23 protein-coding genes are annotated in these 26,420 nt (G+C 63.5%); 9 read left to right on the plus strand and 14 right to left on the minus strand.

The annotated features are described in order from the left end of the window. Positions 1–59 precede the first annotated feature (59 nt). Genes OVA00_RS04680 through bglB form a run of 3 tightly spaced genes read right to left on the minus strand, consistent with a single transcriptional unit; the run spans position 60 to position 4,476 of the window. Positions 60–2,546: a hypothetical protein gene (locus OVA00_RS04680; RefSeq protein WP_268088149.1), complete on the minus strand. Its 2,487-nt coding sequence runs from the start codon at positions 2,544–2,546 to the stop codon at positions 60–62. Beyond that, complete coding sequence (gene kduI / locus OVA00_RS04685; protein ID WP_268088150.1) at positions 2,543–3,379, minus strand: 5-dehydro-4-deoxy-D-glucuronate isomerase; 837 nt, start codon at positions 3,377–3,379, stop codon at positions 2,543–2,545. Before kduI ends, OVA00_RS04680 begins: the two co-directional genes overlap by 4 nt. Continuing rightward, the gene (bglB, locus tag OVA00_RS04690; RefSeq protein WP_268088152.1) at positions 3,376–4,476 is read right to left on the minus strand and encodes a beta-galactosidase BglB; all 1,101 of its coding nucleotides are present in this window, start codon (positions 4,474–4,476) and stop codon (positions 3,376–3,378) included. Before bglB ends, kduI begins: the two co-directional genes overlap by 4 nt. Before the next feature lie 118 nt (positions 4,477–4,594). Here bglB and OVA00_RS04695 point away from each other — a divergent pair, with 118 nt between their 5' ends. Next, entirely contained in the window at positions 4,595–5,647 is a 1,053-nt protein-coding gene (locus OVA00_RS04695) for a LacI family DNA-binding transcriptional regulator (RefSeq protein WP_112771358.1), read from the plus strand. A gap of 118 nt (positions 5,648–5,765) precedes the next feature. Here OVA00_RS04695 and lhpI read toward each other — a convergent pair whose 3' ends face one another. The 8 genes from lhpI to OVA00_RS04735 all read right to left on the minus strand — a co-directional run bounded on the left by lhpI (position 5,766) and on the right by OVA00_RS04735 (position 14,387). Further along, the gene (lhpI, locus tag OVA00_RS04700) at positions 5,766–7,457 is read right to left on the minus strand and encodes a cis-3-hydroxy-L-proline dehydratase (RefSeq protein WP_268088155.1); all 1,692 of its coding nucleotides are present in this window, start codon (positions 7,455–7,457) and stop codon (positions 5,766–5,768) included. Next, positions 7,454–8,455, minus strand: a complete 1,002-nt coding sequence (locus OVA00_RS04705) for a 4-hydroxyproline epimerase (protein WP_060521880.1) — start codon at positions 8,453–8,455, stop codon at positions 7,454–7,456. The genes lhpI and OVA00_RS04705 overlap by 4 nt, the downstream gene beginning before the upstream one ends. A gap of 13 nt (positions 8,456–8,468) precedes the next feature. Next, positions 8,469–9,716, minus strand: coding sequence for an NAD(P)/FAD-dependent oxidoreductase (locus OVA00_RS04710; protein ID WP_034798409.1), 1,248 nt, complete (start codon positions 9,714–9,716; stop codon positions 8,469–8,471). Positions 9,717–9,723: 7 nt separating this feature from the next. After that, positions 9,724–10,446 (minus strand): amino acid ABC transporter ATP-binding protein, encoded by a 723-nt coding sequence (locus tag OVA00_RS04715; RefSeq protein ID WP_034798411.1) that lies wholly within the window; start codon positions 10,444–10,446, stop codon positions 9,724–9,726. Then, positions 10,439–11,089 carry an amino acid ABC transporter permease gene (locus OVA00_RS04720; protein ID WP_034798414.1) on the minus strand — a complete coding sequence of 217 codons (651 nt, stop codon included), beginning with the start codon at positions 11,087–11,089 and terminating at the stop codon, positions 10,439–10,441. The genes OVA00_RS04715 and OVA00_RS04720 overlap by 8 nt, the downstream gene beginning before the upstream one ends. A 13-nt stretch (positions 11,090–11,102) precedes the next feature. Then, positions 11,103–11,768 carry an amino acid ABC transporter permease gene (locus tag OVA00_RS04725; RefSeq protein WP_034798417.1) on the minus strand — a complete coding sequence of 222 codons (666 nt, stop codon included), beginning with the start codon at positions 11,766–11,768 and terminating at the stop codon, positions 11,103–11,105. A gap of 71 nt (positions 11,769–11,839) precedes the next feature. Beyond that, positions 11,840–12,646 carry an ABC transporter substrate-binding protein gene (locus tag OVA00_RS04730; protein WP_034798420.1) on the minus strand — a complete coding sequence of 269 codons (807 nt, stop codon included), beginning with the start codon at positions 12,644–12,646 and terminating at the stop codon, positions 11,840–11,842. Between the two features lie 223 nt (positions 12,647–12,869). Continuing rightward, entirely contained in the window at positions 12,870–14,387 is a 1,518-nt protein-coding gene (locus OVA00_RS04735) for an aldehyde dehydrogenase (NADP(+)) (RefSeq protein WP_112986007.1), read from the minus strand. Positions 14,388–14,543: 156 nt separating this feature from the next. On the opposite strand from OVA00_RS04735, the gene OVA00_RS04740 reads away from it, so the two are divergent. After that, positions 14,544–15,581: an Ldh family oxidoreductase gene (locus OVA00_RS04740; RefSeq protein WP_034798426.1), complete on the plus strand. Its 1,038-nt coding sequence runs from the start codon at positions 14,544–14,546 to the stop codon at positions 15,579–15,581. Between the two features lie 102 nt (positions 15,582–15,683). Here OVA00_RS04740 and OVA00_RS04745 read toward each other — a convergent pair whose 3' ends face one another. Together OVA00_RS04745 and OVA00_RS04750 are read right to left on the minus strand one after the other, a co-directional pair. Further along, the gene (locus tag OVA00_RS04745; protein WP_034798428.1) at positions 15,684–16,646 is read right to left on the minus strand and encodes a dihydrodipicolinate synthase family protein; all 963 of its coding nucleotides are present in this window, start codon (positions 16,644–16,646) and stop codon (positions 15,684–15,686) included. Positions 16,647–16,759: 113 nt separating this feature from the next. After that, on the minus strand, positions 16,760–17,470 hold the full coding sequence (locus tag OVA00_RS04750) for a GntR family transcriptional regulator (protein WP_034798498.1): 711 nt from the start codon (positions 17,468–17,470) through the stop codon (positions 16,760–16,762). Between the two features lie 260 nt (positions 17,471–17,730). On the opposite strand from OVA00_RS04750, the gene OVA00_RS04755 reads away from it, so the two are divergent. From OVA00_RS04755 to OVA00_RS04765, 3 genes are all read left to right on the plus strand, one after another. After that, on the plus strand, positions 17,731–17,877 hold the full coding sequence (locus tag OVA00_RS04755) for a DUF1127 domain-containing protein (protein WP_064817045.1): 147 nt from the start codon (positions 17,731–17,733) through the stop codon (positions 17,875–17,877). A 188-nt stretch (positions 17,878–18,065) separates the two neighbouring features. Further along, positions 18,066–18,785: a GNAT family N-acetyltransferase gene (locus tag OVA00_RS04760; protein WP_268088169.1), complete on the plus strand. Its 720-nt coding sequence runs from the start codon at positions 18,066–18,068 to the stop codon at positions 18,783–18,785. A gap of 126 nt (positions 18,786–18,911) precedes the next feature. After that, positions 18,912–19,409: an EVE domain-containing protein gene (locus tag OVA00_RS04765; RefSeq protein ID WP_192444638.1), complete on the plus strand. Its 498-nt coding sequence runs from the start codon at positions 18,912–18,914 to the stop codon at positions 19,407–19,409. A gap of 12 nt (positions 19,410–19,421) precedes the next feature. Here the strand turns inward: OVA00_RS04765 and OVA00_RS04770 are convergent, their stop codons facing one another. Continuing rightward, positions 19,422–20,363 carry an AraC family transcriptional regulator gene (locus tag OVA00_RS04770; RefSeq protein ID WP_034798432.1) on the minus strand — a complete coding sequence of 314 codons (942 nt, stop codon included), beginning with the start codon at positions 20,361–20,363 and terminating at the stop codon, positions 19,422–19,424. A 188-nt stretch (positions 20,364–20,551) separates the two neighbouring features. Here OVA00_RS04770 and OVA00_RS04775 point away from each other — a divergent pair, with 188 nt between their 5' ends. The 4 genes from OVA00_RS04775 to OVA00_RS04790 all read left to right on the plus strand — a co-directional run bounded on the left by OVA00_RS04775 (position 20,552) and on the right by OVA00_RS04790 (position 26,414). Then, positions 20,552–22,015 carry an alpha-glucosidase/alpha-galactosidase gene (locus OVA00_RS04775; RefSeq protein WP_112985754.1) on the plus strand — a complete coding sequence of 488 codons (1,464 nt, stop codon included), beginning with the start codon at positions 20,552–20,554 and terminating at the stop codon, positions 22,013–22,015. Between the two features lie 110 nt (positions 22,016–22,125). Continuing rightward, on the plus strand, positions 22,126–24,210 hold the full coding sequence (locus OVA00_RS04780; RefSeq protein ID WP_134887553.1) for an ABC transporter substrate-binding protein: 2,085 nt from the start codon (positions 22,126–22,128) through the stop codon (positions 24,208–24,210). A gap of 69 nt (positions 24,211–24,279) precedes the next feature. Then, positions 24,280–25,290, plus strand: coding sequence for an ABC transporter permease (locus OVA00_RS04785; protein ID WP_060521888.1), 1,011 nt, complete (start codon positions 24,280–24,282; stop codon positions 25,288–25,290). Beyond that, a complete protein-coding gene (locus OVA00_RS04790; RefSeq protein WP_090425958.1) occupies positions 25,287–26,414 on the plus strand; it encodes an ABC transporter permease in 1,128 nt (375 codons plus the stop codon). The genes OVA00_RS04785 and OVA00_RS04790 overlap by 4 nt, the downstream gene beginning before the upstream one ends. Positions 26,415–26,420: the final 6 nt, after the last annotated feature.

Below are 26,420 nucleotides of genomic sequence, written 5' to 3' on the forward strand. Positions count from 1 at the left end.
TCCTCCCGCTCGTTTGGGACGGCGCCGTCTTCTCCCGGCCGGCGCAATTCTTCGTGCCCTTATCGGGCGGCGAGCATGGTCGCCTCGCCGGCCACGGTGAAATCCTTGGCGGCGATGGTGCGCCCTTCGGCCTCGGCCGAACCGTCATTGCGGAAGACGACGCGGCCATAGTCCGGATCGTTGACGACGAAGGTGCCGTTGGCGGTTTCCTCGACCGTAAGCCCAGCAAATCGCGCTTTCGCCTCGGCAAGCTCCCCGGCTTCGCAAACCCTGACGATCCATCGCGTCCTGTGACCTGCCTGGCGCAACTCGGCATTCGCCGATGGGCCATCGGTTACCGCGACCAGTTCATTTCCACCGATCAGCACAACAGCGCCGTGGCCGCTGCGCGCCAGCGCCAGATTGCCCTCGACCCTGCTCTCGTCGAATTCGGCGACCGGGAACCAGGCATGGGTGAAATCCGGCTGTTCGCTGACGGTCGAAAAGTCGAGTACGGCCAGCCCCCTGTACTGGTGGGCACGAGGGAGGGTGCCGCAACCACCCCAATAGGATGGCCGGCCGTACCCGAACTGAATGGTTTCGCCCGGATGGTTGATCCAGATCGCCGCTTCCGGCCGCTGGCCAAGGCGCAAATGCAGCACCGTTTCCTGGTAGCCCCATTCGTTCCAGCGATAATGCGCCGCCGAGCCCATGGCGAAGTGGCGACCCTTGTAGTGGTAGAGTGCGGCGAAGCTGTTTTCACCCTGGGCGAAGCGCCATTCCTGGTGCTTGGCCTCGTCCTGATGGCAGGCAACGGCGGCAAGTGTTTCGGGCACGACGATGCCATGGTCGCGCAGGCAGACGGCAAGCTGGGGCAGCGCGTGCACCCGGCGGCCGTAACAGCCCTTGCCCCAAAGCAGGCGGGCAACACCCGAAAGTTCGAGCGAACGGCCGGCGCAGAGCGTGTGCTCGTAGGAGCGGCCTTGCGCTGCCGTCACCATGCCGTGGTGGGCGGAGCGGGCGATGATCTCGCAGAGGCGAACGATGCCGTTCTTGGCGCGTTCGGCGATATCGGCGTCCGGCGAAAGTGCGGCCAATGCCGTGAGGCCCTTGAGGTCGATCGGGAAATAGGGCGCGGAGTTGAACTCGGCCATCTCCCAGGCCTCGAAGTGGTCGAGCCAGGCGCGGACGCGGGCAGCACCCACAGCGCTCTGCTCGCGTCCCTTGCGGCCGGAGCGACGGAAGGTCGCCTGCGGGAACAGCTGGCCGGCGAGATAGGCGGACGTGTGGAACAGCAGCGCGTGGTTTTCGGAAAAATACCACTGCACGTCGTTGCCGGGCTCGTCCATCCAGTAGCGGAAACCGAGGATCGCCTGGTCGATGCGGTTCCGGGTCTTGTCGCCGATATCCAGGCCCCAGGTGGTGCGCGACCAGATCAACGGCACCAGCGAGAAGTCGGCGCAGTCATGGCAATCCTCGATCGAGGGCAGGATTTCGTCGATCATCGCGTCCGTTTCGGCGCCGCCGCGGCCGCTTGCGAGCCTTGCGAATGCACGTACCGTGTCGCGCTCGGAAAAGCCGGAGATCTCGTCGAGCGTTTCGGTGATGCGGGCCGAAAGCGCCTCGGGCGGCCTGCCCTGGCGGCCGGCATGGCAGATCTCGACGCCGAGCGAGCGCGAGGCGACGAAGCCGCCGGCATCGAGCGTGATGCGGAAATGGCGGAAGTCAGCCGGAGTGTCCTCCGATGGGCCGATCGTCAACTTCCTGTCGCCGGCCTTCATGAGGAAGTCGTGGTCGAAGCGTTCGGTCGACATGAAGTCGCCTTCAACCGCAACATTGACCTTTACGTCGAGCGGCAGGGCGGCAGCGAAGAGAAGCGTGATGTCGCCCTCGAAATAGGCGGTACGGTCGAAATGCATGCCGTCGAGTGCGGCTTCGATGTCGGCAGCCGCTTCGCTCGGGCAGGGTACGGGGAGCGCCACGCGCGCCGCCGGGCCGGAGAGATAGTCGAGCTGGAAGAAATAGCGGGCGTCGCGCTCGGCGAGGTCGTCGAAGAAGATCGTGACCTCGTTGAGACCGGCGTTGAGCGGTAGCTCGAATTCGGCCTTGGCCTCGAGGTTGCGGCTATAGGGCGCCATCCAGCCGATCTCGGTTCCGTTCAAGAAGACCACTGCGCCGCCGCAGGTGCCGAGGCGGATTTTCGCCGTTCCTGCGGTCTCGACTTCGATCGAGGTGCGGGCCCAGGTCGCAAGCCGCGTCGGCCGGAACCAGAAGCCGGAGAGATCGAGCCGCGGCGAGCCGAAGGGCAGCCACCAGCGGCTGGCCTCGAATGTGCCGCGCACGTCCGGCCGCTTGCCGCGATACGTTTCAGCAAAGATCGTCCGGCAGGGGTATTCGTGCGGAATGAAGTTCTTGTGTTTGGTCAGGAAGAAGAAGGGGTCCATTTCGCCCTTCATCGGCTGGTCCGGCACGTCGAACCGTTCCTCGGCAATAGCGCCGAGCTGCCAGTAGCCGATCGCCTGCCCCGGGACGAGGCTCTTCTTCAGATGGAAAATCGTATCGCTCATTTCAACTCAGCCAAGGCTACGGGGGTGACGTCGTTGTATTCCTGATTCTCGCCGGTCATGCCCCAGACGAAGGCATAGGGGCCGGTGCCGGCGCCCATGTGGATAGACCAGGCGGGTGACAGCACCGCGTCACAATCGGCGACGATCAGGTGCCGGGTCTCGTCCGGCTCGCCCATGACGTGGACGATCCGGTCCTCGGGCGCCATGTCGAAGTAGCAATAGGCCTCCATGCGCCGCTCATGCACATGCGGCGGCATGGTGTTCCAGGCGCTGCCTTCGGCGAGATCGGTAATGCCCATCAGGAGCAGGCAGGAGGACATCACTTCCGGATGGATGTACATGACGAGCCTGCGCCCGTTCGAGCGCTTGATGTCGCCGAGTTCGATCGCCTTGGCCTCGGCCTTCCTGATCAGCCGGTGCGGCAGGTCGGCGCCGGCGGGGACCGAGTTCATGTAGAAGCGCGCAGGCCTGTCGGCGGATTCGCTCGATACGACGATCTCCTTGGCGCCGCGCCCGACATAGAGCACATCGCGGTTTTCGAGCACGAAGCTCTTGCCGTCGACGGTGATGGTGCCGCTGCCGCCGAGATTGGCGATACCCATCTCTCGCGCCGAAAGCAGATAGGGCGTGCCGATCTCGGCGCCCGAGCCGAAGGATACGCTCTTCGTTTTCGGCATGGCGCCGCCGAGAATCAGCCGGTCGACATGGGTATAGGTAAAGTTCACCGCGTCCTCGGCAAAGAGATCACTGATCAGGAACTCGCGGCGAAGCCGCGCCGTGTCATATGCCTTGATGTCTTCGGGATTGGCCCCGTAAAGAACCTTCATCGTCATGCTTCCTGTCCTTCCGCGCCGACATGCTGCAGGGCTTCGGAAAGGCAGAGGATTGCCAGTGCCTGGCCATAGCCGGTCGGCTGAATGGGGATGTCCTTGTAGAATTGCAGGTCGTGGCCCATGCGCGTGCCGTAGGAGACATTGAGCACGGTGCCGGTCTCGTCGATGTTGCGCATCACGGCTTCGAGCGCGCTGAGACCGGCGGCTCTCCAGGCGGGCGTGCCGTAGCCGAGGCGATAGCCCTTGAGCAGGCCGTAGCCGATGCCGGCGGTGGCCGAGATCTCTTCATAGGACGATGCGTCGTCGAGCAGGGTGCGCCAGGCGCCCGACGCGGTCTGCAGCGGCAGAAGCGCCTCGACCTGGGTCACGAGCACGCCGCGCAGATACTCTTTCACTGGCGCTGCAATCTCTGCGAGGTCGAAGAGATCGAGCATGCCGGCGGTGATCCAGGCATTGCCGCGGGCCCAGCGGGCGCGGGCGAAATTGTGCCGGCCATCGAAGGTCCAGCCGTGGAACCAGAGGCCCGAATGCGTGTCGGCGAGATAGCGGGCATGCACGAGAAACTGCCGTGATGCCTCGTCGACCAGTTCGCGCCGGCCGCTCGCCTGGCCGTAGGAGGCAAGGAACAGGGCGACCATATAGAGCGTGTCGTCCCAGAGTTCATTGTCGTTGACCTTGTCGGAGACATGGTGCTCGAAGCCGCCTTCCGGCGTGCGGCCCATTTCGCTCATCACCCGGTTTGCCCATTCGTCGAGCAAGGGCTTCCACCGCGGGTTTCCCGTCTTCGCCCAGAGCACGGAGAGGCCGAGCATGGGTGCGGTCGTGTTGACGTTGAGTTCGGGAAGGCCGGCCGCAATACGCCCTTCGTACCAGCCTTCGATCAGCCGGCGGATGTCGTCACGGCCGGTGAACAGCCAGAGCTTGATCAGGCCGTAAAGGCCGACGCCCTGCGGCCATTCCCAACTGTCGAAGCTGATGTAGTCGCCCGCGGTGCCGTCGAGGTTCGGCTCAACGAACCGGCCGTCATGCTTGAGACCGGTCATGCCGCCGACAAGGCGATCGAGACCCATGCGAATATCGTGGGCGTTGAGGCCCATGGCACTCCTCCTCCTTGAAGCCGCTCTTCCCTCGGCTTTCTTGATGGGATAAAGGCATGACGTTTTTTTCTTGCGCAACATGAAAATTTTTCCCAGTATTGTGGCAGGGGGGGAGCGGATGACCGTCAAACCGTTGGCCGGCAAACGCGGCAAGAAGAGCAAGAAGGTCCGCTTGGAGGACATCGCCGAAGCGTGCGGCGTGTCGCTCAGCACTGCTTCGCGGGCGCTTGCCGGCGAAAAGGGCGTGCGCGCGGAAATCCGCCAGAAGGTGCTGGAGGCGGCGAAGAACGCCAATTACTCGATCCCGACGGCGGTTGCCGGCCAGAAGGTCATCGTGGCTGCGTCGAGTGCCGCGATGATCGACTATGTGCGCAACCAGTTCACCCACTACGTGCTGGAAGGGCTGAAGGAGCGCGCGCAGGCGCTGGACCTTGAAATCGTCACCCGGCCGATCGCCGACCGCAGCGAGGAGCTTGCGGTGCTTGCCGAGGCCGAGGCGGACGAGCAGGTTGCCGGGCTTCTGTTTCTCACCATCGACGACGAGGGCATGATCGCCGCCACCCGCGGCTTCGAGAAGCCGGTGGTGCTGCTCAACAGCGACGACCCCTATATGCGGCTATCGAGCGTCACGCCCTGCAACCGCTCGAGCGCGCGGCTTGCGACGGACCATCTGATCGAGCTTGGGCATGAGCGCATCCTGTTCCTGATGCGGCCGGGGCGCCGCACGATCGAAAGGCGCTACGAGGGCTGGCGCGACGGGCTGCTGGCGAAAGGCCTTCCCGCCACCGACGACATGCTCGTTACCGTCGAGGACTGGCTGCCGGAGCTTGCGATACAGGCGCTGACGCAGCGGATTTCGGAGCGGGGGCTGGATTTTACCGCCGTGCTTGCGGCTGGCGACAGCCTCGCGGTCGGAGCCATGCTCGGCATCCAGCAGAAGGGCTTTTCGGTTCCCGGCGACGTTTCGGTCATGGGCATGGACGACCTTCCGCAGGCGGCCTTCCTCAACCCGCCGCTGACGACGATGCATATCCCGATGCGCGAGATCGGCTCGGTTGCGCTCGATCTCTTGCGCGACACGCTGTCGGGCATCCCGGCGCCGCCGCGGCGCGTCGAGCTTGCCTGTCATCTGGTGCCGCGGGCCTCGACGGCGCCGCCGCGCAGCGCCTAGACTGTTTTATCGTTTCTTCGAAACGGCGAAACAGTCAATCTCTTCGAAAGACCGCAATTCCGGACGGAAAACCGTTCCACACTTTTTCTGGAATTGCGCTAAGCGCGAAGCAAAACCGTCAAGAAAGCCAAGCCGGCAACCGCACCGGCACACGGCCCGTGAGCGCCGCCTCGACGCAGTCGGCGAGGTTGCTGAAGCGCACAGCGCGGCCGGAAAGACCGGGCCCGTAATGGGCGTATTTCCCGGAATTGGTCATCAGCGCCCGGGTCTTGGTCGGAAAGACCGGTTCGGAGATCGAGCACCAGCAAAGATCCGGCAGGACCTGGATGCCGCTCTCTTCAAGGCGGGCAAGCAGACCTTCGTCCCGCGCTGCGGCTATCGCGTCTCGCCCGGCGGTGACGATCACGGCGACGTTGCTATCGCGCTTGCGGCCGTCGAAGGCTGTGGCCAGCGTGCGGCATTCCTCGAGCGACGCATGCGGGCTGCCGATGGCGACAAGCTCGACCTCCGCCGGACCGTCGTTCAGGAGCGACCAGGCCGCGGCCATGTCGGCGCGCGTGATCGTCGTGTGGTCGGCATCCTTGGCGGCGGCACCTTCCGCTTCCGGGGTCACGCCCTCCACATGCAGCATCGGGGATGCGGACGTGGTGCCGAAGGCGGCGCAAAGCGCCTTGAGGTCGTCGCGCGAGGGCTTTGCCGATGCAAGACCGCGCAAAAGCGGGATGCGGTCGGGTGCTGCCTTGCCGGCGAGATAACCGATCAGCGGCCAGAAGGCATCGTCGATATCCTCAGGCAGTTCCACGTCGATGACGCGCGTCGCCTTGCGCGGCGCGTCGAGATAGACGCCCGAGAGCGGTGCACGACCGGTGAGCGCAATGCAGAGATCGAGAAAGTCCGGGTGTTTGGCCGTGCGCGCGCCGAGCACCGTATTGGCGAATATGACGGCGTTCGATTCCGCCCAGGCGATGGCTTCGCCGGATTTCGGCGCGCTGTCGAGCAGATAGGGCGAGCAGGTGAAGGTCGGGCGGCAGCCCATGCGCACATAGGCGTCGGCAAGCCTTGCTGCCGGATCGCCGAAGCTCTCCGGCACGCCCTGCGCCTCCCAGTTGGCACGGTCGACCGAGATCGCATTCATCGTCGTCGGCACGCGAACCTTGGCCCCCATGTCCGCCATCTTCTCGGCGAAGGTGAGGTTTGCCGGGCTCGCATAGATGCAGCCGTCGATATGGCCCTGGACCACGTCGATGAGCTTTTCCGCACCCTGCTGCGCCGCCATCGCCGCGATGATGCGCATCGCCTGTTGCACGGCGATGCCGTCACGACCGTCGAGCATGGCGCGATCGTCGTCGGTGAGATCAAGCGCCGTCATTGCCGGCGGAGCGACCGGAATTGTCAGGCCATCGGCTTCGATTGCCGTATCGCTGATGCGCGCGGTCTTTGCCTGCGCCAGCGCCTTGAAGGCGTCGCGCGAAAGCCGAAGCACCGGCAGGGATTTTCCGAACATTTCGGCCGCGATCAGCGCGCCGAGCGTCAGCACGTCTTCCGCTTCCGAGAAGACCAGGGCCGCCGGCGCACGGCCGGTCAGCGCCATGTCGAGCAGCACGCCCGAACCGGTGCAGGAGCCGCGGCTCGACGGCATCATCAGGATGCCGTCGGTCAGACAGAGGCCGTGCAGCGGATGGTGCACGTCGATCACCCGACCCGTTGCCGGATCGACCCCGCCCCAGAAGCTCAGCGCCTCCTCCGTGTCGATGATGGGGCCATCGGCGGAGCCGGAAAGAATGCTGCGGGCGGAGATCGATTGGTTCATTTTACGACAAATCCATGAGCAAAGGGGTCGCGGTCATCGATGAAGATCGTGTTGATGCCGGTCATGCGGGCCCAGCCGGCAATCGACGGGATGATGGCGTCGCGGTCGGCGACCTTGGTCGCTGCCTCGACACGGCCCTTGAACAGCGAACCGATGATCGATTCATGCACGAACTCGTCACCGACCTTGAGCTTGCCCTTGGCGGCAAGCTGGGCCATGCGCGCCGACGTGCCGGTGCCGCAGGGCGAGCGGTCGATCGCCTTTTCGCCGTAAAAGACGGCGTTGCGCGCATGCGCTTCTGCCTGTGTTGGCTTGCCGGTCCACTGGATGTGGCTGAGGCCCTTGATTTCCGGGTGCTCCGGATGCACGAACTCGTATTTGGCGTTGAGCGCCGCGCGGAGCTTCGGGCTCCAGCCGACAAGTTCGCCGGCCGTATGGTCGGCCATGTCGCGAAAATTCTTCTGCGGTTCGACGATGGCGTAGAAGTTGCCGCCATAGGCGACGTCGACGACGATCTCGCCAAGACCCTCGACTTCAGCCGTCAGCCCCTCGGCGTAGAGGAAGCCCGGAACGTTGGTGAGGCGCACTTCTTCGACGAAGCGGCCTTCCTGGCGATAGGTGATGTCGACCTTGCCGGCCGGCGCGTCGATTGAAAGCTTGCCCGGTTCACGCGGCGTGATCAGGCCGTTTTCGATCGCCATGGTGATGGTGCCGATCGTGCCGTGGCCGCACATTGGCAGGCAGCCCGACGTTTCGATGAAGAGCACGGCGACATCGCAGTCGGCCCGGGTCGGCGGATAGAGGATCGAGCCCGACATCATGTCGTGGCCGCGCGGCTCGAACATCAGGCCAGTGCGGATCCAGTCGAACTCGCGCAGGAAATGGGCCCGCTTCTCCAGCATGTTAGCGCCTTCGAGTCGTGGCCCGCCGCCGGAAACGAGGCGGACCGGATTGCCGCAGGTGTGGCCGTCGATGCAGGAGAAGGTGTGGTTGGCCATGGTCTAAACTCTGTCAGAAACGTTGGGGCGAGAAGGAACTGATATCGATCGCCGGCCGCCGGCCGGTGAGCAGGTCGGCCACGAGCCGTGCGGTGCCGGCCGATTGCGTGAGACCGAGATGGCCGTGGCCGAAGGCGTAGACGACGCGGCCGGTGGCGCGGGCGCGGCCGATCGCCGGAAGGCTGTCGGGCAGCGATGGGCGGAAGCCCATCCATTGCACGCCGCCCTCGCTCTTGAAGCCCGGCAGGAAGGCTTGCGCCTTCTTCAGCATGGCTTCCGAGCGGCGGAAGTTCGGCGGCAGCTTCAGCCCGCCGAGTTCGACGGCGCCGCCGACGCGGATACCGGTCGAAAGCCTGGTGACGACGAAGCCGTGTCCGCCGAAGGTTACCTGGGTGCGCAGATCGAAGGCATCCTGCGGCAGCGTGGTGTTGTAGCCGCGCTCGGTTTCGAGCGGGATACGCTCGCCGAGCGTACGGGCGACCTGGTGCGAGAACGCGCCGGCTGAAAGCACGACCTGTTCTGCCCGCCGCGTCTTGCCGTCGGCCGTCAGTTCGACGCCACCTTCGATCGGCTTCAGTGCCGTAACTTCGGCACGCTCGATCACACCTCCCTTGGCGCGGAAATGGTCTGCCAGCGCCAGCGTGTAGAGCTTGGGATCGGCGATGGAATACCAGCCGGGGGTAAAGGTGCCATGGGTGAAGCGCGATGCGAGACCAGGCTGGATCTCGGCCATCTCGGCCGCGCCCATGTGTCGGAACTCGATGCCGTGTTCGGCTCGCGCGGTCCAGCCGGGAAGAGAGGCCTTCAGCTCGGCTTCGCTTTCATAGACCTGCAGATTGCCTTCCTTGCGCAGCATCGGCAGGGTGCCGGTCTCGGCGAGGAAAGGTTCGAGCTCGGCCTTGGAGAGGTCCATCATCGCCGTCTGGGCGGTCGTCGAATGGGCCACGCGGCTTGCCGAGCAGGCGCGCCAGAAGCGGAACATCCACGGCGCGATCTGTGCCGCATAGGCCGGTGGCACGCTCAAGGGCCCAAGCGGGTCGAGCAGCCACTTCGGCGCCTTCTTCAGGATGCCGGGTGACGCGAGCGGCAGGATGTCGGTGAAGGCGAAGGCCCCGGCGTTGCCCGCCGAGGCACCTGCTGCCGGGCCTTCCCGGTCGAGCACGGTGACGGAAAGTCCCCGTGCCTGGGCGGCGATCGCCGCAGAAAGGCCGACAACGCCGGCGCCGATGACGATGACGTCAGGCTGAACTGCATCCTTCATGATCGGCTCAGTGCGTCGCTGCGAGGAACTTTTGGAGTTCCGGATCCTTCGGCGCGCCGAAGAGCGCTTCCGGTGCGGCGATTTCCGCCATCACGCCCTTGTGGAAGAAGGCGACGCGGTCGGAAACTTCGCGGGCAAACTTCATTTCATGGGTGACGCAGATCATCGTCATGCCCTCGGAGGCCAGCATGCGCAGCGTGTCGAGCACTTCGCCGACGAGCTGCGGATCGAGCGCCGAGGTCACTTCGTCAAACAGCATGTATTCCGGCGACATCGCGAGTGCGCGGGCGATCGCCATGCGCTGCTGCTGGCCGCCCGACATGCGGGTTGGATAGACGCCGAGCTTCTCGCCGAGGCCGACGTGCGTGAGCTGCTTGACGGCGTTTTCCTCGGCCTTTTCCTTGGAGAGGCCGAGCACCTTGCGCGGCGCCAGCATGACGTTTTCAAGCACGGTCAGGTGCGGGAAAGCATTGAACTGCTGGAAGACGATGCCGAGCTTGCTGCGCAGCTTGTTGAGGTTTGTTGATTTCGCGTGGACCTCGGTGCCGTCGACGAGGATGCGGCCGGCATCGATCGGCTCGAGACCGTTGATGCAGGTCAGCAGCGTCGACTTGCCGGAACCGGAGCCGCCAATGATGGTCAGCACCTCGCCCTTGTTGACGGTGAGGTCGATGCCTTTGAGAACCTCCAGCGAGCCGAAGGATTTGCGAACGTTCTGGATCTCAATCATTGGACCACCGTTTTTCAAGGTAACCGCCGAGCCGGGCGATCGGGAAGCTGATAAGGAAGTAGATGGCGCCGCAGATCAGAAGGATCAGCAGCGGTTCCTGCAGGCGGGTGACGAGCACCTGCGAGGCGCGCAAGAGTTCGATCAGGCCGAGCCAGAGGACGAGTGCGGAGTCCTTCATGACGCCGAGCGTCAGGCCGATCCAGGACGGCAGCGAAACGCGGGTCGCAAGCGGCGCCACGATGTAGCGCATGTCCTGCCACCAGGTCATGCCGAGCGAGCGGGCGGCGCGGCGCGTCGTCGGTGGCACGGAAGAGATGCCGCCACGAACGATCTCGGTGCAATAGGCGGCCGTATAGAGCGACAGCACCACGCAGGAGGTCGTGAACGGTGCCCAGCCGAGCTTGGCGATCGCCTGGAAGGCATTGGCAAGAACCAGCTGGATCAGCAGCGGCACCGAACGGAAGATGTCGAGCACGAAGGTGAGCGGAGCGGCCCAATAGGGGCCGACCTGGTTGCGCACGACGCCGAAGATGATGCCGAGCACGGTGCCGGCGGTAACTGAGACGGCGGTGACCGCGAGCGTCATCAAGGCGCCCTGCAGCAGGAAGCCGAGATCAGCGAGGGTGAGGGCGGTATTGAACATCTCTCACCTCTCCTTAGTAGCGGAACATGCGCGCGGCGAGCAGGCGCGCGCCTAGCGTCACGGCCTTGGCGATCAGGTAATAGATGATCGCCGCGATCGCGAAGAATTCGAAGGTGCGGAACGAACGGGCGTTCAGTTCCTGGGTGATGCCGGCAAGGTCGGTGTTCATGCCGACGGTAACGCCAAGCGAGGTCATCAGGATCGCCCAGACCATCTGGTTGGTGACGGGCAGGAAGGCGATGCGCAGCATCTGCGGCAGCACGATGTAGCGGAAGGCCTGCACCGGGGTCATGCCGAGCGAGCGGCCGGCCCGTGCCTGGGTATCGGGAATGGCCTTGAGGGCGCCGCGGAAGTTTTCCGCGAGATAACCGGCATTGTTGAAGGCGATCCCCGCGAGCAGCGCCGTATAGGGGCTCAGGTGGATACCGAAATTGCCGAGGCCGAAATGGGCCATGTAGATCTGGAACAGCGCCGGCGTGTTGCGGGCGATTTCGACCCAGGCGGTGGCAAAACCACCGAGGATGCGATTGCCCGACAGGCGGCAAGCCGTCAGCGCGAGCGCCAGTGCCAGGCCGATGACCATCGAGAGCAGAGCCACCTGCAGGGTGACCAGCGCTCCGTCGAGCATCTGTGGCAGGGCTTTCAGCGCCTGGTTCCAATGAAAGGTATAGCTGAACATGTTTCGTCTCACCTCTTCGGAAACGAATAGCGGCGCGAAGCTAAACTTCGCGCCGCCAGATAAACGGCATATTAGCGGTAAACGCCCTTAGCCGTAAGGTCCGGAAGTTCGCCGCCGACCCACTTTTCGTAAAGTTCAGCGTAGCGGCCGGTGCGGACCTGCTGGTTGATGAAGAGGTTGAGGAAGTTGATGAAGCCGTATTCTTCGCGGTTGGTGAAGAGCGCGACGTAGTCGGTGTCGAACGGAGCCTTGCCAACGACGGAGATGCCGGCGAACTTGCCGCCCTTCACGTTGGCCTGGGCGACGGTCGAGGTCGAAACCGTAGCGTCGATCTGGCCCTGGCTGAGCGCGAGGAAGACGTCTGCCTGGGTCTGGTACGGACGGAACTCACCGGCGCCCCATTCCTTGACCTGCTTTTCGAGAGCGATCGCTTCGAACGTGCCGGCGGTCGCGCCGACAACCTTGCCCTTCATGTCTTCGAAGGACTTGACGCCCGACTTCTCGTTGGCAGTGACGGCCATTTCGAAGGCGAAGTAGGGGATCGTCATGCCGACGGTCTTGGCGCGCTCAAGCGTGTCGGAGGTCGAGGCAACGCCGACGTCGACGCGGCCCGACATCAGAGCGGGAATGCGCTCCGGGAACGGGGTCTCGACGATTTCGGCGGTGACGCCGAGTGCCTTTGCGAGGTCGTTGCAGTAGTCGACGTCAAAACCGATCGGGTTGTTGTTCTCGTCGCGAGAACCCATCGGCGGGAAGTCGAGCACGACTGCGCAACGCAGCGTACCCGAGCCGATGACGTCATCCAGCTTGTCGGCATGGGCCTGGCTGGTCAGAGCAGCGGCCGCAACGAGGCCGAGCGCGAGCACCGAAGTCTTCATTTTCTCTCTCCCTGAAATGAGTGCCGTTTGACGGCTGAGGCACTATTCCGTTTTAGACAGCACAAATCAATAGAAAAATACAATTAGTATACAAAAAGTATAAGTTCATAACGCAGAACGCGCGCAGGCATCCCATTTGTTTCGTCAAATGGGATGCCTGCGCAGCGATCTGTCGTGTCTTGCGGCTGCGGGCGGCAGGCACCCGCAGCTGTCGGTGAGTGCCTTAGCCCTGGAAGTCCTCGGGCAGCAGGCCTTCCGGCATGTTCTGGTAGGCGACCGGGCGCAGGAAACGGCGGATCGACAGGGTACCGACGCTGGTTGCGCCGAAGTTGGTCGAGGCCGGATAGGGTCCGCCATGCACCATCGAATCCACCACCTCGACGCCGGTCGGAAAGCCGTTGACGAGGACGCGGCCGGCCTTGCGCTCAAGGATCGGGCGCAGACGACGGGCGGTCTCGAGATCGGTCGCATCCATGTGGATGGTGGTGGTCAGCTGCCCCTCGAAGCCGCGGGCAAGCTGTTCCATTTCAGAGGTCGAACCGACGCGAACGACGAGGCCGAGCGGACCGAACACCTCTTCGCCGAGCGCATGGTCGGCCAGGAACTGGTCGCCGGTCGTTTCGAACAGGTTCGGCGAGACCGAGCGGCCGGACGATTCGGTCGTCAGCAGCGGCTTCACGGTGTTGCGGCTTTCAAAGCGCGCCTGGCCCTCGTGATAGGCCTTGGCAATGCCGTCGGTCAGCATCGTCTGCGGCGCGACCTTGCCGAGCGCTTCGACGGCGGCCGTGGTGAAGCGATCGGCGTCAGCACCTTCGACAACCACGGCGATGCCGGGGTTGGTGCAGAACTGGCCGGCACCCATGGTCAGCGAACCGGCCCAACCCTGGCCGAGTGTCTCGGCGCGTGCCTTCAGTGCTTCCGGCAGCAGGAACATCGGGTTGACCGAGCCGAGCTCGCCGAAGAACGGGATCGGCTCCGGACGTGCGGCGCAGAGATTGAAGAGCGCGCGGCCACCGGCGAGCGAACCGGTGAAGCCGACGGCCTTGATCAGCGGATGCTGGACAAGCGCTTCGCCGACCTGGCGGTTGCCGCCTTGGATCAGCGAGAAGACGCCCGGGTGAACGCCGGTCTTGCGGATCGCGGCCTCGACGGCCTGCGCAACGATCTCACCGGTGCCCGGATGGGCCGAGTGGCCCTTGACGACCACGGGGCAGCCGGCAGCAAGGGCGGCAGCCGTGTCGCCGCCGGCGGTCGAGAAGGCCAGCGGGAAGTTCGAGGCGCCGAAGACTGCGACCGGGCCGATCGGGCGCTGGATAAGGCGGATTTCCGGGCGCGGCGCTGGCTGACGCTCGGGCAGGGCCGCATCGAAACGGCGGTCGAGATATTCACCCTTTTCGATGTGGTCGGCAAAGAGACGGAGCTGGCCGGTGGTGCGGCCGCGTTCGCCCTGCAGGCGCGCTTCCGGCAGGCCGGTTTCCTGGGTGCCGATCTCGGTAATGGCCTCCGCGCGTGCCTCGATCTCGTCGGCGATGGCGCGCAGGAAGGCGGCGCGCTCGGTCCGGGTCGAATAGCCATAGCTCAGGAAGGCTTCTTCGGCGGCTTCAGCCGCGCGGTTGACCAGTTCCACGGTGCCGGTGGCGAACTGATGGACCGGACCGTGGGCGGGTGCCGATGCGAAGGTGCCCGCGCCGTCGAGCCATTCGCCGGCGACAAGGTGTTTTCCTTTGGGGGTGAAGGCCATCTGCCGATCCTTTCGTTCGATCCCGGATTGCCTTTTCTAGCAGAGGGGATCATGGCTGAATTGCACTTGTCGGATCTTTGTATACTATATGTATGCAGAACATCAATCGCCTGACTGGCCCTTCCGGATCAGGCGCAGCATTTGAGAGGGAGAGAGATGAGCGAAACCAACACCCTGACGATCGCAGCACTTTTCGAGCGCGTTGAGGCGATCTTCCTGAAGGCGGGGCTCAACGCCATTCAGGCCGGTGCACTGGCCCGCGTGATCGTCGCCGGCGAGCGGGATGCCTGCAAGTCGCATGGCATCTACCGCATCGAAGGAGCGCTTCGCACCGTCAAGGCGGGCAAGGTGAAGCCGGATGCAACACCGGAGCTCGAAGCGGGCGAAGGTTCCGCTATCGTCAAGGTCAACGCCAAGGGCGGTTTTGCCAATCCCGCCTTCGAGCTCGGCCTGCCGGTTCTCGCCGAACGCGCTCGCTCGCTGGGCATCGCCGCGCTCGTCATCAACGATTGCACCCATTTTTCGGCGCTCTGGCCTGAGGTCGAAGGCCTGACCGGCGAGGGACTTGCCGGCCTCGTGATGTGCCCGAGCTATGCGACCGTTGCGCCGACCGGCGGCAACAAGCCGCTGCTCGGCACCAACCCCTTCGCCTTCGGCTGGCCGCGCGAAAACAAGCCGCCTTACGTCTTCGACTTCGCCACCTCGGTTGCCGCCCGCGGTGAGATCGAACTGCACCGCCGTGCCGGCAAGCCCTTGCCGGAGGGCTGGGCGATCGATGCCGAAGGCAATCCGACGACCGATCCGGAAGCAGCGCTTGCCGGCGCCATGCTGCCCTTCGGCGGCCACAAGGGTTCGGCGATCGGCACCATGGTCGAGCTTCTTGCCGGAATCATGATCGGCGACCTGACGAGCCCGGAAGTGCTCGACTATCTCGGCACCACGACGCTTGCACCGTTCCATGGCGAACTGATCGTCGCCTTCTCGCCGGAGAAATTTGCAGCCGGACGCCCGGGCAATCCCTTCGCCCGTGCGGAAGTGCTGTTTGAGGCGATCGTCGGCCAGGGCGCCCGCCTGCCGTCGCAGCGTCGCTTCGTGGCGCGCGCCAAGTCGGAAGTCGAAGGTGTCGTTCTCAACACGGCTGAAATCGAGCAGCTCGAGCGGCTGCTTGCTCTTGGACTGGACGCCGTCGCGTAAGCGACGGCTAACCTTTTCGTCGGTCATCGACCCGTCGAGACTGCCAAACGAAAAAGGCCCTCCAACCGGAGGGCCTTTTCTATTTGAGTGCCGATCGAGCGATCAGGCCTTGTACTTCTGCACCGCGCCCGGGAGCTTGCTCCACTCGGCGTACCAGCTGTTGAACAGCTTGAACTGGGCTTCGACGTAGCCGCGCTGGCTGTCGGAGAGAACGTCGCTCTCGTTGAAGTGCAGCGTGTATTCCTTGTCGCCCTTCAGCACCATCATATGCTTGAAGTAGAGAACGAGGTCCGGACCTTCGTCGAAGGACGAGAGAACGGCGAGCGCCTGTTCCAGTTCCAGTGCGCGCAGACGTGCGTCGACGTCGCCTTCGGCGGCGGCACGCGACAGGTTGCACATGTGGATGACTTCCTTCGGCAGAACGCAGCCGATGCCGGTGATCGCGCCGGTTGCGCCGCAGTTGACGAAGCCGTGGAAAACGGCCGTGTCGACACCGATCATCAGCGAGACGCCATCGTCACGGCTGGTGATGTTCTCGGCCGCATAGCGCATGTCGGCAGCGCCGCCGAATTCCTTGAAGCCGACGAGGTTCGGATGTTCGGCGCGCAGCGCGAAGAACAGGTCGGCGCGGGTGGCGAAGCCGTAGTACGGGCTGTTGTAGATGACAGCCGGCAGGCTCGGGGCGGCCGAGAGAATGGCCTTGAAGTGGTTCTTCTGGGCAGCGACGACCGAGCCGCGCGAAAGCACGCGCGGGATGACCATCAGGCCCTGGGCGCCGACCTTCTCGGCATGTGCCGCGTGAGCGACGGCCGAAGCGGTGTTGACGGCGCCGGTGCCGACGATAACCGGAATGCCGGCCTTGACGAGGCGCTCGACGCCTTCCATGCGCTGTTCGTCGGTCAGGAGCGGCCAGTCACCCATCGAGCCGCAGTAGACGACGGCGGACATGCCTTGAGCGATCAGCTCCTTGCCCTTGCGCACCAGCGCGTCGAAATCGGGGGTGCGGTCTTCCTTGCAGGGGGTCATCAGCGCCGGGATGACGCCGGTGAAAATCTGAGCCTTCATCTGAAACTCCTCTCGGCTTTGTCTTCAGGGCAGCGGCGCACCTGCGCCCTTGCCTTTGATCCAGACAATAGCCGTTTGTATTTTATTTGTCGACAAGAAAAATACAAAGGTCGCTACAAAGCGATATCGAGCTTGTTGTTGCGGGCAAAAAGCTTCTGCACCTGCTCGACGATCTGCTCAGCATGCGCCTTGCCCAGCCGATCCGCAGCCTCGACGTCGCGCGCGGCGATCGCGGCGATCATGGCCGCATGCTCGTCGACGAAGCGCTGGGGGAACTGCTCGTCATAGGACTGATAATAGAGACGGAGAATGCGCCGCCCTTCGTCCAGCAGCCGGCGGAACAGGCTGGTAAAATAGGGGTTGCGTCCGCTTTCCGCGATTGCCGCATGGAAGGCGGCGTTGGTGGCGATCATCGTGAGCGGGTCGCGCGTCTGCACGGCTGCCGCATAGTCTTCGTGGAAGCCGCGAATGATCGCCAGGTCTTCCGGGCGGTGGTTCTGCGCCGCAAGCCGCGTGGTGACGCGGTACATCAGCACCAGCGCGTCGAAGAACGGATTGAGATTGAGGAAGTCGATGTTCGCCACCATCGTCGAGCGGTTCGGCAGCGTGTCGATCAGCCCTTCGCCGGCAAGACGCACCAGCGCCTCGCGGATCGGCGTGCGCGACATCTTCAGCCGCTCGGCAAGCTGCACTTCGTCGATCGGGCTGCCCGGCGGCAGCACCAGGTCGAGGATCTCGTCGCGCAAGAGGTCATAGACCATCTTTACGCCGGAGCCGCGCTTGCGCTCCGGGATGGGGCTGTTGTCGGTGTCGATATCGGTCATGTCAGATTCCTTTGTCGACAAAAGAAATACTTGTCTCTGTCGCCGGGATCAACAGTTTCTGCTGCCGTCATTGCGCGAAGCTGTTATCCGCATCTGCGTGCACAGGTTGTTGTGGCGACCCGTGCGTTTCCCACATGGGAGCGCTGAGTTTTGAGCGCTGCAACTTACGGAAAGCCTGAGATATAAGGTGTTCATCGAAGCGAAACGAGGCGCCACGGACTGGCAGCCAGGCTTCGAAAGCCCATTGAAAGGGGGATCAAATGAACATCGCACGCTCCATCAACAACTGGCGCAAGTACCGTCAGACGGTCACCGAACTGGGCCGCATGTCGAACCGCGAACTTCGCGACCTCGGCATCGAACGCGCCGACATCGACCGCGTCGCACGTACGGCCTTCGCCCGCTAAGGCGATCTTAAAGACTGAAGAATTGCCAAGCGCCTGCATCTCCTGCGGGCGCTTTTGCTTTTTGGCGCCTTCATTGCGCCATTGTCGTCCCACACATCGCTGGCACTGCGATTTGATTAATCGACTACTCCATTAATCGCGCCGCTTGCCGCCGACAGGCGCGGTGTTCGTTCAAGAGACTGAGTGCCATGCCGCCGTTTTCCCCTGAGATTACCGATTTCTGGAACGCGTCCTTTGCGGGCGATGTTCTCGCAAGCGCGGATCGGTTTACCGTCGTGGTCAATCCCGACCTCGACGAGGAGAGCCCGGCCATGGTGCTGCACACTGCTGAAAACGGCGTGATCGTGGCCCTGTCCCCGGCGCTCGGCGCCGCGCTGTCGGCGGCGGCGGGGCAGGTGCTCACCGAAGCGCCCCTTCGCCAAGGGCTGTGCGATGCCGGCATCGTCCTGAACGGTGCTGACAACCTCTTCTACTTCACCGAAGCGGATAAGGCTGTGCTGTTGCGGGAGAATTCAGGCGCCCATGTGCGCGCGCTCACGGCGAAGGATGCGGCCGCGTTCGCCCTGTTCCAGGGCTCCGCCTCGGAAGAGGATCTCGATGCAGCCTATGTCGAACTGGATCACTGGTTGGTCTACGGAGCCTTCGATGGTGACAGGCTGGTCTGTGCCGCGAGCATGTATCCCTGGCAGGAGCGGCAGATCGCCGATCTCGGTGTGCTGACGCTTGTGTCCGATAGGGGTAAGGGCCACGCCCGCAAGGTCGTGCGCGCAATCAGCAGGGCCGCCCTCGAAAAGGGCTACCAACCGCAATATCGCTGCCAACTCGACAACCACGCGTCGGTGGCGCTTGCGGGAGCCGTAGGCGTGACGCTTTTCGGCCAATGGGAAGCGCCCTCCGAAGACGGCTGAGACGCGGCTCGACGGTATGCCGGGCCGTCAAAACGATGCTGACAGAATCTGGCAGGGGTCGCGCGTAAAGTGGTCCCAGGATAAGAGATCGAGGGATTGCAGATGTCGGCGCAGGATATGTTTCAGATGAGTGCAGCAAACAGGTCGGGCGAGCGCAATTTCTGGATCGGCGCTGTTTCCGGCGATGACCTGCAGCATGCCGCCGAAGACGGCTTCTCTCGCTTTGGCTACGGCTACGGCAATGTCCAGGCGATGACGCGCATGAAGGCGGGTGATGGCTTCATCGGTTATGCGCCCAACGCCGCCTTTAACGGCAGGGCGGGGCTTGCATGTTTTGCCGCCATCGGTGTCGTCAAGGAGCGCCCGCCCTACTTCTTTGCCATGGGCGGTGTCGCCCCGCATCGCGGCGACATCGACTGGGCCGACAGCATGGAGGCGCCGGTTCGGCCGTGGCTCGACAGCCTTGAATTTGCCGAAGGCAACCGTAACTGGGACCAGAAGCTTCGTCTTGGTCATCTTGCCATCAGCGAGCGTGACTTCCGTGTGATCGCGCGGGCCATGCATGCAGACCTCGGCATGGTTTTCCCGAGGGTGCCGGCCTTTCGGCAGCAACTCGCCGGCTGATCGTTCGCGTCTTCAACCCGGCAGCAGCACCGTTGCGTCCTCCGCCGTGTCGACCGCTTGCTCCACCGAGCCGGCGGCGATGCTGGCATACATGCCGGTGGTTCTGAATTCCGTCGGGCTCAGACCGAAGGAGCGGCGGAACACCTTGGCGAAATAGTTGGGGTCTTCGAAGCCCGAGAGAATGGCCACTTCCTTGACCGGAAGGCTTGCGGTTTTCGTCAGCAGTTTTACCGCACGCTGCAAGCGCTTCTGCAGCACATATTCGGCCGGCGCCATGCCTTCGCTGGCGGCGAAGACGCGCGAGAAATGCGCCCGGCTCAAGCCCGACACGCGTGCCAGTTCCTCCACTGGAAGCGGGTTCTGCAAGTTGTTCATGATGTGGTCGACGACGCGGTGCATCGTCCTGTGTTCATGGCTGAACACCGGGTGCGAGCCGAAGACGTCGTCGTAGAGCGCCATCGCCGCCTCGTAGGCAATCGCCGAGGCTCTGCCTGGCGTCTCGCCGCCGCGGATCAGCCGCAGGCTGCAGTCGGCCAGATGCTCGATCGTTTCCGGTTGCAGCTTCAATACCGGACCGGTGACAGCGAGCAGGGCGCGGTGGATGCGCAGCGCCTCGTCGCCGTTCATCGAGATCCAGAAGAACTCCCAGCGCCCGCCGTCTTCCAGCCAGTAGCGATGATTGTGCGGCACGAGCAGGAGCAGCGTCTCGCCCTCGCGCACCCGATAGCTGCGGTTTTCGTATCGCAGGTTTCCGGCACCCGCGATCGTATGCTGGAGCACGGTAAAGGGCGTGTTTCCGCGCTTTCTGCCGTCCCAGTCATAGGTCGCATTGTTGCGGATTTCATAGCCGGTGCTGGTCGGCATCGCGTGCAGGCTCTGGCGTCCCCGCGGCAGCGAAACGGTGCGCATAACCGGGCCGTTGTCGATCAATTCTTGCAGCATAAAATTACCCATGAAAGCACAATACCGCTCTGGCGGGGTCGGCGATTATACACATAATGACCACCAACAGCGCAACAGGCGGTGCTTTTGGCCCGTAAGAAATGAGGGGATGCATCGAAGTTGCGCGCAGAGACGGTGGAAAACCGTGAATTGATTTTACCCTTTGTCAGAGATGCATGCAGTTCATGAGGAGTGAGGGCATGGCAACATTCAAGATCGCCATCATCGGCGCCGGCAGCATAGGCTTCACCAAGAAGCTCTTCACCGACATTCTCGCCGTGCCGGAATTGCGCGACATCGAGGTTGCGCTGACAGATCTCAGCGCCCGCAATCTGGAGATGATCAAGGCGATCCTCGACCGGATTGTCGAAGTCAACCGCCTGCCGACGAAGGTCACGGCAACCACCGACCGGCTGAAAGCGCTCGAAGGCGCCCGCTACATCATCAGCTGCGTCCGTGTCGGCGGGCTCGAAGCCTATGCCGACGACATCCGCATCCCCCTTAAATATGGCGTCGACCAATGCGTCGGCGATACGATCTGCGCCGGTGGCATCCTCTACGGCCAGCGCAACATCCCCGTCATCCTCGACTTCTGCCGGGATATCCGCGCGGTCGCCGAACCGGGTGCCAAGTTCCTGAACTATGCCAACCCGATGGCGATGAACACCTGGGCGGCGATCGAATACGGCAAGGTCGATACGGTCGGGCTCTGCCACGGTGTTCAGCACGGCGGCGAGCAGATCGCCGAAATCTTGGGAGCCGGCGAGGGCGAACTCGACTACATCTGCTCGGGTATCAACCATCAGACCTGGTTCGTCGACGTGAGGCTGAAGGGCCGCAGGATCGGCAAGGACGAGTTGGTTGCGGCCTTCGAGGCGCACCCGGTGTTCTCCAAGCAGGAGAAGCTCCGCATCGACGTGCTGAAGCGGTTCGGCGTCTATTCGACCGAGAGCAACGGCCATCTCTCCGAATATCTTCCCTGGTATCGCAAGCGCCCGGAGGAAATTACCCGCTGGATCGATATGTCCGACTGGATCCACGGCGAGACCGGCGGCTATCTCAGGCATTCGACCGAGACGCGCAACTGGTTCGAAACCGAGTTTCCGCAGTTCCTCGAAGCAGCCGGCCGGCCGCTCGACCATCAGAAGCGCTCGAACGAACATGCGAGCCATATTCTCGAGGCCCTGGAAACGGGCCGGGTCTATCGCGGCCATTTCAACGTCAAGAACGATGGCGTGATCACCAACCTGCCTGCCGACGCCATCATCGAATCCCCCGGCTTCGTCGATCGCTTCGGCATCAACATGGTCTCGGGCCTCACCCTTCCCGAGGCCTGTGCCGCCACCTGCCTTTCCTCGATCAACGTCCAGCGCATGTCGGTCCATGCGGCCGTGACCGGCGATCTCGATCTTCTAAAGCTGGCGATGCTGCATGATCCGCTGGTCGGCGCCATCTGCACACCGGAGGAGGTTTGGCAGATGGTCGACGAGATGGTGGTCGCTCAAAGCCAGTGGCTGCCGCAATACGCCCATGCCATCGACGGCGCGAAGGAGCGACTTGGCCGCGCAACCGTCAGGACGCGCGAATGGAAGGGTGCTGCGCGGCGTGAAGTGCGTTCGCTCGACGAGTTGCGCGCCGAGCGTCAGGTCCGCGCCGCCGGCTGATCGATTGCAGCGCTGCTTCCGTGAGGAGACGTGGGCAGCGCTGCCTGAAGTGCAGACTTTTCAAGGAGGAGGCCGCGTCCCGGCGCGGCAAAGAGGGAGAATCTAAGCCAATGACCAGCCACAGACTGATGAAAATGGCGAGCCTGATGCTTGTCGGCATCTCGGCCTTTGCCTTGGAGGCGACCGCTTCCGAGCCGACCGTCGTGCCCCAGCAGCCGGCCTTTCCGGCCGAGGGCAAGATCACCTATGTGCCGCGCGACTCGATCGCCGAGTTCAAGGCGCTGCCGGAATACAAGGAACCGACCTGGGTTACCGAGAAATACGTCAAGACCGGCAAGCTGCCGCCGGTCGCCGAACGGCTGCCGAAGGAGCCGATGGTCTTCAAGACCGGCAACATGCCTGATGGCGTCGGTGTCTACGGCGACACGCTACGCCACGTCATCGGCGGTCGTCCCGAGGGTTGGAACTACTCAGCCGGCCAGAGCCAGGGTTGGGGGGGCATCGATATCGGCATGTCCGAATGCCTGACGCGTACGGCGCCGCTCTTCCAGGTGGAAGCGAAGGACGTCGAGCCTCTGCCGAACCTTGCCAAGAGCTGGGACTGGTCTTCTGACGGCCACAAGCTGACGATGCATCTGGTCGAGGGCGCCAAGTGGTCGGATGGCGACCTCTTCGATGCCGACGACGTAATGTTCTACTGGGAAGACAACGTGCTCGACCCGAGCGTGACGCCGCTGAACGGCGCGACGCCGGAGACCTTCGGCGCCGGCACGACGCTGAAGAAGATCGACCAGTATACGGTCGAGTGGACCTTCAAGGAGGCCTTCCCGCGCCAGCATCTCTATGCCATGGCCTATGGCACCTTCTGCCCCGGCCCGTCGCATATTCTCAAGGCCAAGCATCCGAAATACGCCGGTACCACCTACGACCAGTACAAGAATGCCTTCCCGCCCGAGTACATGAACATCCCGGTCATGGGTGCCTGGGTCCCTGTCGCCTATCGCCCCGACGATATCATCGTGCTGCGCCGGAACCCGTACTATTGGAAGGTCGATGAGGCCGGCAACCAGCTGCCCTACATCAACGAGTTGCACTACAAGCTCTCGACCTGGGCCGACCGCGACGTACAGGCGATTGCAGGTTCCGCCGATCTCTCGAACCTCGAGCAGCCGGAAAACTTCGTGGAGTCGCTGAAGCGCGCCGCCCAGGATACGGCCCCCGCCCGGCTTGCCTTCGGCCCGCGCCTCATCGGCTACAATCTGCACATGAACTTCTCGGCCAATGGCTGGGGGGAGCCGGACGAACGCGCCCAGGCGGTGCGTGAACTCAACCGCAACGAGGATTTCCGCAAGGCGGTGACCATGGCGGTCGACCGCAAGAAGCTCGGCGAGGCGCTCGTAAAGGGCCCCTTTACCGCGATCTATCCCGGCGGGCTTTCCTCCGGCACCAGCTTCTACGACCGGCAATCGACCGTCTACTATCCCTTCGACATCGATGGCGCGAAGGCGCTGCTTGAGAAGGCGGGGCTGAAGGACACCGACGGCAACGGCTTCGTCAACTTCGCGGACGGCAAGGCCGGCGGCAAGGACGTGGAGATCGTGCTTCTGATCGACAACAGCTATGCGACCGACCGCAACCTGGCCGAGGGCCTTATCGGCCAGATGGAAAAGCTCGGCCTCCGGGTGGTTCTGAACTCGCTGGACGGCAAGCAGCGGGACGCGACCAATTACGCCGGCAAGTTCGACTGGATGGTTCACCGCAACGCCGCCGAATATGCCTCCGTCGTGCAGAACACGCCGCAGCTGGCGGCCGCCGGTCCGCGCACCAGCTGGCACCACCGTGCACCGGAAGGCGGTCAGCTTGACCTGATGCCCTTCGAACAGGAACTCGTCGACATCATCAACAAGTTCATTGCCACCAACGACAATGCCGAGCGCGCGAACTTGATGAAGCAGTACCAGAAGGTCGCGACGACGAACCTCGATACAGTCGGCCTTACCGAATATCCGGGCGCGCTGATCATCAACAAGCGCTTCGCCAACGTGCCGACGGGAGCGCCGATCTTCATGTTCAACTGGGCCGAGGACACGATCATGCGCGAGCGTCTCTTTGTCCCCGCCGACAAGCAGGGTGACTTCGAGCTCTTCGCCGAGCAGCTCCCGGGCAAGCCCGGCGAGAAGAGCCTGAGCAACTGATCGAAGGCCGCCCCTCCGGCCTCAAGCCGGAGGGGCGGCGCCTCATCTTAACCGACAGAAGGAAACGGCATGTTCAGGTTTCTGCTTGTCCGCATCGCCTCTGCCATTCCGGTGCTGCTTGTCTTGAGCGTGGCGACCTTCGCCATCATCCAGGCGCCGCCCGGAGACTACAGCGATTACATCCGCTCGCAGTTGATCAACCAGGGTGGCGCATCCTACGAGGAAGCCGAAGCCCAGGCGCAGGCCTATCGCAAGGAGCATGGCCTCGATAAGCCGCTGCCGGTTCAATACGTCAACTGGATGACCGGCATCCTGACGCGCGGCGATTTCGGCCACAGCCTCTATTACAACAAGCCTGTTGCCGATGTCGTCGGCGAACGCCTGCCGCGCACGCTGGCATTGGCGCTCGTCTGCCACATCCTGGCGTCCATCATCGGCATATCCTTCGGTATCATCGCCGCGACACGGCAATATTCGTGGATCGACAGCCTGCTTTCGACGGTGGCCTTCCTCGGCATGACGGTGCCGCGCTTCCTGATGGCGCTGATCATCGTCTACATCCTCGTCTTCCATTTCAATGTGAGCGAAATCAACAGCTTCCACTCGGCCCGTTATGGCGGTGCGCCCTGGTCCTGGGACAAATTCGTCGACCTCGTCAAACATGTCTGGCCGGTCGTGGCGATCGCCACTTTCGGCGGCCTCGCCTACAATATGCGGGTGATGCGCGGCAATCTGCTCGACACGCTGAACGCGCAATATGTCGAAACCGCCCGGGCGAAGGGCCTGAGCGAAGGCGCGGTGGTCATGCGCCATGCGGTGCCGAATGCCCTGCATCCGCTGATCATGTACCAGGGCGTTGTGCTGCCCTACATGCTGACCGGCGAGATCGAGACGGCGATCATCTTCGCGCTGCCGACCGTCGGACCGGCCATCGTCGGCTCCATGTGGGTGGGCGACGTCTATGTCACCGCCACCTTCATGCTGGTTCTGTCGGCGACCCTTATCCTCGGCAACATCATCGCCGACATGCTGTTGGCCGCACTCGATCCGCGCGTGCGTCTCGGAGGAGCCCCAGCATGACCGTCGAGATGCAAACAACCCTTCCGCTCGTCGTCGAACCCAAGAACGAGCAGCACAACGAAAGCTATCCTGCGCTCGTCTGGCGCCGGCTGAAGCGCTCCTGGACCGGCATGCTCGGCCTCGTGCTCGTTGGCCTGTTGCTCTTCATGGCGGTCTTTGCCGACTTCCTGTCGCCGGTCGATCCGAAGGCCACGGGCGTCGCCTTTGCGCCGCCGCAGGCGATCAGCTTTACCGATAAGGACGGCAACCTCGTTTTCTCGCCGCGCAGCTATCCGCTCAGCGAAGGTACGGAACTCGACCCGATCACCTTTCAGCCGATCATCGGCCCCGACTACGACAATCCGCAGATCCTTGGCTTCTTCGTCAAGGGCGCCCCCTACAGTCTCTTCGGCCTGATCCCGGCCGAGCGCCATTTCTTTGGCGCGGTCGATGGCTCGCCGGTGCATCTGCTCGGTACCGACAAGTTTGGCCGCGACGTGCTGTCACGCATTCTCGTCGGCTCGCGCATCTCGTTGATGATCGCCCTCATCGTCGTCTCGATCGTCACCATCGTCGGCACGACCGTCGGCATGGCGTCGGGCTATTTCGGCGGCCGCTTCGACGTCTGGACTCAGCGCTTCGTCGAACTGGTACTCGCCTTCCCGCAGTTGCCGCTCTACCTGGCGCTGACGTCGCTGATCCCGGTGACGGCGCCGACCAATGTCTTCCTCGCCTTCGTCATTATCGTCATGTCGGCGCTCGGCTGGGCGCAGATGTCGCGCGAGGTGCGCGGTAAGACGCTGGCGCTTGCCCGCATCGACTATGTGCGGGCGGCGATCGCCGTCGGCGCCAGCGACCGGCGCATCATCTTCCAGCACATCCTGCCGAACGTGATGAGCCATGTGATCGTCGCCGTCACGCTGTCGATCCCGCAGGTGGTGCTGCTTGAATCCTTCCTCGGGTTCCTCGGCTTTGCGGTCAAGCCGCCGCTCATTTCCTGGGGGCTGATGCTGCAGGATACCTCCACCTATTCCGTCATCGGGTCCTATCCCTGGATCCTGTCGCCCGTGGCCTTCGTGCTTGTCACGGTCTTCGCCTTCAATGCGCTTGGCGACGGCCTGCGCGACGCCATCGATCCCTATTGAGGAGGA

This window comes from Ensifer sp. SL37, assembly GCF_026672675.1.
GTDB lineage: Bacteria > Pseudomonadota > Alphaproteobacteria > Rhizobiales > Rhizobiaceae > Ensifer > Ensifer adhaerens.

What these genes read in the sequence shown, in the direction of transcription:
- OVA00_RS04710 (WP_034798409.1), bottom strand. Translation starts at nt 9,716, where the DNA reads ATGAAGGATGCAGTTCAGCCTGACGTCATCGTCATCGGCGCCGGCGTT.
- OVA00_RS04695 (WP_112771358.1), top strand. Translation starts at nt 4,595, where the DNA reads ATGACCGTCAAACCGTTGGCCGGCAAACGCGGCAAGAAGAGCAAGAAG.
- bglB (WP_268088152.1), bottom strand. Translation starts at nt 4,476, where the DNA reads ATGGGCCTCAACGCCCACGATATTCGCATGGGTCTCGATCGCCTTGTC.
- OVA00_RS04790 (WP_090425958.1), top strand. Translation starts at nt 25,287, where the DNA reads ATGACCGTCGAGATGCAAACAACCCTTCCGCTCGTCGTCGAACCCAAG.
- OVA00_RS04785 (WP_060521888.1), top strand. Translation starts at nt 24,280, where the DNA reads ATGTTCAGGTTTCTGCTTGTCCGCATCGCCTCTGCCATTCCGGTGCTG.
- OVA00_RS04680 (WP_268088149.1), bottom strand. Translation starts at nt 2,546, where the DNA reads ATGAGCGATACGATTTTCCATCTGAAGAAGAGCCTCGTCCCGGGGCAG.
- OVA00_RS04725 (WP_034798417.1), bottom strand. Translation starts at nt 11,768, where the DNA reads ATGTTCAGCTATACCTTTCATTGGAACCAGGCGCTGAAAGCCCTGCCA.
- OVA00_RS04770 (WP_034798432.1), bottom strand. Translation starts at nt 20,363, where the DNA reads ATGGGTAATTTTATGCTGCAAGAATTGATCGACAACGGCCCGGTTATG.
- OVA00_RS04780 (WP_134887553.1), top strand. Translation starts at nt 22,126, where the DNA reads ATGACCAGCCACAGACTGATGAAAATGGCGAGCCTGATGCTTGTCGGC.
- OVA00_RS04705 (WP_060521880.1), bottom strand. Translation starts at nt 8,455, where the DNA reads ATGGCCAACCACACCTTCTCCTGCATCGACGGCCACACCTGCGGCAAT.
- OVA00_RS04715 (WP_034798411.1), bottom strand. Translation starts at nt 10,446, where the DNA reads ATGATTGAGATCCAGAACGTTCGCAAATCCTTCGGCTCGCTGGAGGTT.
- lhpI (WP_268088155.1), bottom strand. Translation starts at nt 7,457, where the DNA reads ATGAACCAATCGATCTCCGCCCGCAGCATTCTTTCCGGCTCCGCCGAT.
- OVA00_RS04745 (WP_034798428.1), bottom strand. Translation starts at nt 16,646, where the DNA reads ATGAAGGCTCAGATTTTCACCGGCGTCATCCCGGCGCTGATGACCCCC.
- OVA00_RS04740 (WP_034798426.1), top strand. Translation starts at nt 14,544, where the DNA reads ATGAGCGAAACCAACACCCTGACGATCGCAGCACTTTTCGAGCGCGTT.
- OVA00_RS04750 (WP_034798498.1), bottom strand. Translation starts at nt 17,470, where the DNA reads ATGACCGATATCGACACCGACAACAGCCCCATCCCGGAGCGCAAGCGC.
- OVA00_RS04730 (WP_034798420.1), bottom strand. Translation starts at nt 12,646, where the DNA reads ATGAAGACTTCGGTGCTCGCGCTCGGCCTCGTTGCGGCCGCTGCTCTG.
- OVA00_RS04765 (WP_192444638.1), top strand. Translation starts at nt 18,912, where the DNA reads ATGAGTGCAGCAAACAGGTCGGGCGAGCGCAATTTCTGGATCGGCGCT.
- OVA00_RS04735 (WP_112986007.1), bottom strand. Translation starts at nt 14,387, where the DNA reads ATGGCCTTCACCCCCAAAGGAAAACACCTTGTCGCCGGCGAATGGCTC.
- OVA00_RS04760 (WP_268088169.1), top strand. Translation starts at nt 18,066, where the DNA reads ATGCCGCCGTTTTCCCCTGAGATTACCGATTTCTGGAACGCGTCCTTT.
- kduI (WP_268088150.1), bottom strand. Translation starts at nt 3,379, where the DNA reads ATGACGATGAAGGTTCTTTACGGGGCCAATCCCGAAGACATCAAGGCA.
- OVA00_RS04720 (WP_034798414.1), bottom strand. Translation starts at nt 11,089, where the DNA reads ATGTTCAATACCGCCCTCACCCTCGCTGATCTCGGCTTCCTGCTGCAG.
- OVA00_RS04755 (WP_064817045.1), top strand. Translation starts at nt 17,731, where the DNA reads ATGAACATCGCACGCTCCATCAACAACTGGCGCAAGTACCGTCAGACG.
- OVA00_RS04775 (WP_112985754.1), top strand. Translation starts at nt 20,552, where the DNA reads ATGGCAACATTCAAGATCGCCATCATCGGCGCCGGCAGCATAGGCTTC.